The sequence below is a fragment of the Marilutibacter chinensis genome, assembly GCF_021725675.1.
Lineage (GTDB): Bacteria > Pseudomonadota > Gammaproteobacteria > Xanthomonadales > Xanthomonadaceae > Marilutibacter > Marilutibacter chinensis.
Window position 1 is genome coordinate 57,407 of the sequence record NZ_JAKJPO010000014.1, and the last position, 7,992, is coordinate 65,398.

Genomic DNA, 7,992 nt, shown 5'->3' on the forward strand with positions numbered 1-7,992 from the left:
TGGAGATTGATCAAGTGCTGTGTGTATGGAGCGCGTGCGTTGACGACGAGACGTCATGGGCGGCCGTCGCGGATCGCCCTGTCGGGAGCAGCGTGCTTTCGATGCACCGCAGGACCCGGTCGCGCTGTTCGTTCAGGAAGAAGTGGCCGCCCTCGAACCAGGCGATGCTGCACGCACGGCTGGTCTCCTTCTGCCACCCGTCCACCTGGCCCGCCCCTTTGTTCTCGTCGTGTGTTCCTGCGAACACGGAGACCGGAACGGGCAGAAGCGGAGAAAACCGATAGCGGTAGTTCTCCGCAAGCGAGAAATCGGCCCGGATCGTCGGCAGTAGCAGCGCCATGAGTTCCTGGTTCTCCAGAACCTCTGGCGGAGTCCCCGCGTAGAGCCGAAGGAGATTTACGAACGAAGCGTCGTCCAGGGCGTGCAGTCCCCGCGGAGCACTCCGGAACTGCGGCGCCTGGCAGCCGGAGACGATCAGGTGCTCCGGCAGGCGCATGCCGTGCAAGCGCAGGTAGCGCGCCAGTTCAAACGCAACCAGCGCCCCCACGCTGTGGCCGAAGAACGAGAACGGCAGATCGTCCAGGCGCGCGACTTCCGGAGCCACCGCGCGCAGCAGCGCCGGCAACGAATCGATCGGCGCCTCGCCGATTCGCGCGCCACGGCCGGGAGCCTGGATCGCACAGACCTCGATCGACGGATCCAGGGCCTCCTGCCAGCGGGCGAATGCGAATGCGTTTCCGCCCGCATAGGGAAAGCAGAACAGGCGATGGCGACGGGCGGAGGATGGCGTGCGGATCATCCAGGGCGACGAACGTGCATTCATGCCATCGCCTCCGTGCCGGAAGTGGCTGCCCGACGGCCATCGCCCGTTGCCATCGTACCCAGCGCGCCGGCGATGCACGCGGCCACCTCCGCGACGGCCGGCTCCATCAGCATCGAATGATGCGTACCGGTCACGACTCGAGTCGACTCTCCCGCCGGTGCCGCCACCGGCGGCGTCGCCGGCGCGGGCTGCGATGCCGCACGGACATGGTGCACCGCCACCGCGACCGTCGGGCGGCCGCCATCGCGCAGCGCAGCGAGGTGGGCGGCGGTCTTCGGCAGCTGATTGAGCAGTTGCGTGAGCAGGGGGGCGTCCAGCCCCGGAACCGCATCGATGCCGGCATGGCGCAGCGCTTCTTCCGGCGAGGACGCGACGAACGCCGAAAGCGGGCGCCCGGAGGCCGTAAACGCCTCGATCCATGCGGCGTCGACCGCGATGCCGCGCGCGCCCAGTTCGGCGCGCAATGCGAGTGCGATCAGGACCTCGTCGTCGAGCGGTCCGTCCGGCAGGGGGTGGGAGTCGATCAATCCGAGGTATTCGACCGCTGCACCGGATTCGACCAGGCGATTCGCCACCGCCGCCGCGAACAGGCCGCCGCTCGACCAGCCCGCCAACCGGTACGGTCCCTGAGGCTGTACGGAGCGGATGCACTCGACGTGACGTGCGACCAGAGCGTCGATGTCGCGGATGGCCCCCTCGCCGACCGCCTCCGGCGATGGCAAGGCATATACCGGACACACCGGTGCCAGGCGTCCGGCCAATGCGCGATACATCGCGATTTCACCACCCACCGGATGAATGCAGAACAGCGGGCGGGTGTCGCGTCGAATCGTCTGCAGAGCGACAGCCGACACACCGGCGTCCTCGTTCCTGCGCGCTTGCGACAGCCGTTCGGCCAGCGCGGACAATACCGGCGTGGCGAATACCGCGCTCAGCGGCGGTGCCGTTCCGAATCGCTCGCGTACGGCGGCGAACATCCGTACCGCCAGCAGCGAGTGCCCGCCGAGTTCGAAGAAGTGGTCGTGCCGGCCCACGCGCTCCAGGCCCAGCAGCCCGCCCCAGATCTCCGCCAGCACGGTTTCTTCTTCTCCCTCCGGCGCCACGTGCGCGCGTGTCGCGATAGCGGTGCCATCCGGAGCCGGCAGTGCATCCCGGTCGACCTTGCCGTTGGGGGTCAGCGGCAACGCCGTCATCGTCACGAACGCCGACGGCAGCATGTGTTCGGGCAGCTGCTGCGACAATGCGGCACGCAGCGATGCCGCATCGACCGCAGTGCCGTCATCGACCCGCACATAGGCGACAAGGCGCTTGTCTCCGGCCGCGTCCTCGCGCACGAGCACCACGGCCTCGCGGATGCCGTCGCCTCGCGCAAGCGCAGCCTCGATCTCGCCGGGCTCGATCCGAAACCCTCGGATCTTGATCTGGAAGTCGTTGCGGCCCAGGTACTCGATGACCCCGTCGGACCGCCAGCGTCCGAGGTCGCCGGTGCGGTACATCCGTGCGCCGGGCACGGTAGAGAACGGGTCCGCGCGGAAGCGTTCGGCGGTGAGGTCCTCACGGTTGAGGTAGCCGCGCGCCACGCCCTCGCCGCCAATGTGCAGTTCGCCGCAGACACCCTCGGGGACCGGTTGGCCGTACGCATCGAGCAGGTAGATGCGGGTATTGGCGATGCCTCGCCCGATGTTCGGCGGCACACCCGCCTCGATCCTGGCGAGGGTCGCGTCCACCGTGCATTCAGTCGGCCCGTAGACGTTGAAACAGGCGACATCCGACGCGGCGGCCCGTTCCCACAGCGTCCGCGATATCGCCTCGCCACCGACGAGGATCGTGCGCAGCGCGGGCAGGCGGCCGGACTCCAGCGCACCGGCGTCCAGCAGCAGCTCCAGCTGCGCCGGTGTGCAGTCGAAGGCTTCGATCTGTTCGCGTCTCAGGAAGCCGATCATCGCTGCACCGTCGGCGCGGACGCTGGCCGGCACCAGCCGCACACAGCGCCCGGACAGCACCTGCAGAAGCATCTGCAGCGATGCATCGAACGAGAACGCCGCGTTCAGCGCGACTCGCGCATCGGCTCTGCAATGCGAGAACACCTCCCGTTCCAGCGACGCCCATAGATTGATCGCACTGCGATGCTCGACTTCCACCCCTTTTGGATGCCCGGTCGAACCGGAGGTATAGATGACATAGGCCAGTTGACTCGATCGATGGACATCGGCAATGGTCGACGCGGACGCGTCCTCCGCCGTTTCCATGCTCTCCACGTACAACACCGGCAGACCGGTTTCAGCCAGCAACGGTCGCAATGGATCCAATGCGCGCGTGGTCACGATCACGCGCGGCGCGCTGTCGGACAACAGGTAGCGCAGGCGGCCCTCGGGGTAGGACGGGTCCAGCGGCACGTAGCCGGCGCCGGCCTTCAGGATCCCGAGTATCCCGACCAGGAGATCGACGTCCCGCCCGGCGCAGAACGCAACCCGGTCGTCGGGGCGCACGCCCTGCGCGCGCAGCCGCCGGGCCAACGCTTCGGCCCGGGCGTCAAGCTCGGCATAGCTGAGCCGCCGGCCATCGTCCGCTACCGCTGTCGCGGCCGGGGTGCGGCGGGCCTGGGCCTCGAACAGGCCGTGGATCGTCGCCTCGCGCGGATACGACGCGGTGGTGGCGTTGAAGGCTTCCAGCACGCGCGCGCGCTGTCCGTGGTCCAGCAACGGCAGGCGGCCGACCGGCATCGATGGATCGGCGATCATGGCATCGAGCAACCGGTGCAAAGCCTGCGCGAGGCGCTCGACCGTGGCCCGCTCGAACAGTGCGGTCGAGTAGGCGAGCGAACCGGCAATGCCGTCGTCGTGCTCGACCAGGGACAGGTCGAGGTCGGAGTGCACGGTGTTGCGTTCACCGCGCAAGGGCTCTGCACGCAGCCCGCGCATCGAGGCGCCCTTCGCATCCGGGGTGTTGTCCAACGACAACATCGTCTGGAACAAGGGGCTGTAGCTCAGCGACCGCTGCGGCTGGAGGGCTTCGACCACCTGCTCGAACGGCACGTCCTGATGCGAGTAGGCGTCCAGCGTCGACCGGCGCACCTGGCCCAGCAGCTCGGCGACGCTGGGGTCGTGCTCCACCGACACGCGCAGCGCCAGCGTGTTGACGAAGAACCCGACCAGCGGCTCCACTTCCGTCCGCTGACGGTTCGCCACCGGCGTGCCCACCACCACCTCCTGCTGGCCGCTGTAGCGCGACAGCAGCGCCGACCAGCCCGCCAGCAGGGTCATGAACAGCGTCGTCCCATGCCGCTTCGACAACCGGCGCAGTCCCGCCGTCGTCGCCTTCGACAACGCCACCGGCACCACCGCGCCGGCATAGCTCTGCACCGGCGGACGCGGCCGGTCGGTCGGCAGCTCCAGCAGCGGCGGCGCGCCCCGCAGGTGCTCGCGCCAGAATGCGACCTGCGCCTCCAGGGCCTCTCCCTGCAGCCAGCCGCGCTGCCACACCGCGTAGTCGGCATACTGGATCGGCAGCGGCGGCAGCGGATCCGCGCGCCCTTCCACGAACGCCGCGTACAGCGTCGTCACCTCCTTCACCAGCACCCCCAGCGACCAGCCGTCGGAGACGATGTGGTGCTGGGTCAGCAACAGCGCGTGCTCGTCCGCCGCCAGCCGGATCAACCGGCCGCGGAACAGCGGACCGGCGGCCAGGTCGAACGGGGCCCGCGCTTCCTCGGCCGCGCGCGCGCGCAGGGCCTGTTCGCGCGCCGGCGCGTCCAGCGACGCCAGGTCCTCCTCCACCAGCGCGAAGCCGATCGTCTCCGCTGCGATCGACTGCACCGGACCGGCGTCGGTGCTGGTGAAGCTCGTGCGCAGGTTCTCGTGGCGGGCGACGATGCGGTCGAGCGCCCGCTTCAACGCGTCGCGGTCCAGGTGTCCCTTCAGGCGCAGCGCGGCCGGGATGTGGTAGGCCACCCCGGCCGCCGGATCGAGCTGGGCAAGGAACCACAACCGCTGCTGCGCCCACGACAACGGCAGCGCCGCCGCGCGGTCCGCACGCGGGATGGCGTCGACCGACGCCCGCGCCTGGCCCGACAACGCACCGGCAAGGCCGGACAGGGTCGGTTCGGCGAAGATCGTACGCAGCGGCAGTTCCACGCCCAGCCGGGCGCGCACGTGCGCGACCAGTTGCACGGCCAGCAGCGAATGACCGCCCAGTTCGAAGAAGTGGTCGTCGCGGCCGACCCGCTCGATGTTGAGCAGGGCGCACCAGATCCCGGCCAGCGCCTGTTCGGTCCCGCCCTCAGGCGCGACGTACTCGCGGCTGGCCACCGCCGCCTGCCCGGGGTCCGGCAACGCCTTGCGATCGATCTTGCCGCTGGGCGTCGTCGGCCATGCGTCCAGGGTCACGAAGGCGGCGGGAATCATGTAGTCGGCCAGTTCGCGCGCCAGTTCGGCGCGCAGCGCGGCGGCACCGGGCGCTTCGCCAGGCCGTACCTGCAGGTACGCCACCAGGCGCTTGCCGCCCGCACCGTCCTCGTGCGCCATGACCACCGCTTCGCGCACGCCGGCGCATTGGCCCAGCTTCGCTTCGATCTCGCCCAGCTCCACACGGAAGCCGCGGATCTTCACCTGGAAATCGTTGCGGCCGAGATAGTCGATCTCGCCGTTCGGCAGCCAGCGGCCCAGGTCGCCGGTACGGTACATGCGTGCACCCGGCCTCGACGAGAAAGGGTCGGGCAGGAAGCGTTCGGCGGTGAGGTCCTCGCGGTTGAGGTAGCCGCGCGCGATGCAGTCGCCGGCCAGGAACAGCTCGCCGGTCACCCCGACCGGCACCGGCTGGCCGTGCGCATCGAGCAGGTAGGCGCGGGCATTGGCGATCGGCCGGCCGATCGGCGGCGTCGCACCCCAATGCTCCGGCAGGGCATCGAGGGTGTGCGCGGTGGCGACGTGGGTCTCGGTCGGACCGTACTGGTTGTGCAGGCGGCGACCCGGCATGCGCGCGAAGAACGCCCGGATCGCCGGGGTGACGAACAGCTGTTCGCCGGCGGTGATCACGTGGCGCAGCGTCGGCAAGGCCCTGCCCTCCTGCTCCGCCGCCGCGACCAGCCCCTGGAAGGCCACGAACGGCAGGAAGATGCGCTGCACACCGTGGCGCTCGATGAACGCCGCCAACGCGAACGGATCCTGCCGGACCTCCTCGCGAACCGGCAGCAGGCAGCCGCCGGTACCGAGGGTGTGGAACAGTTCCTGGAACGCAACGTCGAAGCCCAGCGCCGCGAACTGCAGCACGCGCTCCGGCGTGGACGCCTCGGCATCCGCACCGCGCTGCCATGCCAGCAGGTTCAGCAACGGCCCCTGCGGCATCGCCACGCCCTTGGGCAGGCCGGTGGAGCCGGAGGTGTATATCACGTAGGCCAGGTGGTCCGGGCCGATTCCCGGCACCGCGGGATCGCTGTCGGGCATGGCGTCGCAGCTGCCGTCGTCGATATCCAGCAGCGGCGCCGTGCATGCGCCCAGCAGGGGCAGACGCGCCAGCAGCGCGGCCTGCGAGACCAGGGCGGAGGGCGTGCTGTTCTCCAGCATGTAGCGCAGGCGGTCGGGCGGATAGGCCGGATCCAGCGGTACGTAGCCGGCGCCGGCCTTGACGATGCCGAGCACGCCGGCCACCAGCCCGATGCCGCGCTCCACGCAGATCGCGACGCGGTCGTCGGGCTTGACGCCCAGCGCGATCAGGCGCTGTGCGACGCGATTCGCACGCCGGTCCAGTTCGGCGTAGCTCACGCTGTCGCCTTCGAACCCGATGGCCGGCGCCTCCGGCGTGCGCCGCACCTGCGCCGCGAACAGTTCGGGCAGCGAAGCCGCCGTGCCATGATCGGCCGCGGTGGCGTTGAAGCCCTCGACGATCGCCGCGCGTCCGGCTTCCGACAACAGCGGCAGGGCGCTCACCCGCACGCTGTCGTCGGCGACCATCGCCTCCAGCATGCGGACGAAGCTGTCGGCGAGACGGCCGATGGTGGCCGCATCGAACAGATCGCCCGCATAGCCGATGTTGCCGCGGATCACGTCCTCCACCTCACGCACCCCCAGCTCCAGGTCGAAGTGGGTGGTGTGGCGCTCGGCGGGAATCGGCGACAGGCTCAGTCCCGGCAACGGCACCTCGCCGCCCTCGGGCGTGTTGTTGAACGCGAACAGGGTCTGGAAGATCGGGCTGTAGCTCAGCGACCGCTGCGGCTGGAGGGCTTCGACCACCTGCTCGAACGGCACGTCCTGATGCGAGTAGGCGTCCAGCGTGGACCGGCGCACCTGGCCCAGCAGCTCGGCGACGCTGGGGTCGTGCTCCACCGATACGCGCAGCGCCAGCGTGTTGACGAAGAACCCGACCAGCGGCTCCACTTCCGTCCGCTGACGGTTCGCCACCGGCGTGCCCACCACCACCTCCTGCTGGCCGCTGTAGCGCGACAGCAGCGCCGACCAGCCCGCCAGCAGGGTCATGAACAGCGTCGTCCCATGCCGCTTCGACAACCGGCGCAGTCCCGCCGTCGTCGCCTTCGACAACGCCACCGGCACCACCGCGCCGGCATAGCTCTGCACCGGCGGACGCGGCCGGTCGGTCGGCAGCTCCAGCAGCGGCGGCGCGCCCCGCAGGTGCTCGCGCCAGAATGCGACCTGCGCCTCCAGGGCCTCTCCCTGCAGCCAGCCGCGCTGCCACACCGCGTAGTCGGCATACTGGATCGGCAGCGGCGGCAGCGGATCCGCGCGCCCTTCCACGAACGCCGCGTACAGCGTCGTCACCTCCTTCACCAGCACCCCCAGCGACCAGCCGTCGGAGACGATGTGGTGCTGGGTCAGCAACAGCGCGTGCTCGTCCGCCGCCAGCCGGATCAACCGGCCGCGGAACAGCGGACCGGCGGCCAGGTCGAACGGGGCCCGCGCTTCCTCGGCCGCGCGCGCGCGCAGGGCCTGTTCGCGCGCCGGCGCGTCCAGCGACGCCAGGTCCTCCTCCACCAGCGCGAAGCCGATCGTCTCCGCTGCGATCGACTGCACCGGACCGGCGTCGGTGCTGGTGAAGCTCGTGCGCAGGTTCTCGTGGCGGGCGACGATGCGGTCGAGCGCCCGCTTCAACGCGTCGCGGTCCAGGTGTCCCTTCAGGCGCAGCGCGGCCGGGATGTGGTAGGCCACCCCGGCCGCCGG

2 protein-coding genes are annotated in these 7,992 nt (G+C 70.1%); both read right to left on the minus strand.

From position 1 onward, the window contains the following. Nucleotides 1-10 precede the first annotated feature (10 nt). Complete coding sequence (locus tag L3V18_RS16170; protein ID WP_237056285.1) at nt 11-799, minus strand: thioesterase II family protein; 789 nt, start codon at nt 797-799, stop codon at nt 11-13. Nucleotides 800-819: 20 nt separating this feature from the next. Continuing rightward, a complete protein-coding gene (locus L3V18_RS16175; protein ID WP_237056287.1) occupies nt 820-7,980 on the minus strand; it encodes an amino acid adenylation domain-containing protein in 7,161 nt (2,386 codons plus the stop codon). Nucleotides 7,981-7,992: the final 12 nt, after the last annotated feature.

Coding starts and splice junctions, on each gene's coding strand:
- L3V18_RS16170 (WP_237056285.1), bottom strand. CDS start 799: ATGATCCGCACGCCATCCTCCGCCCGTCGCCATCGCCTGTTCTGCTTT.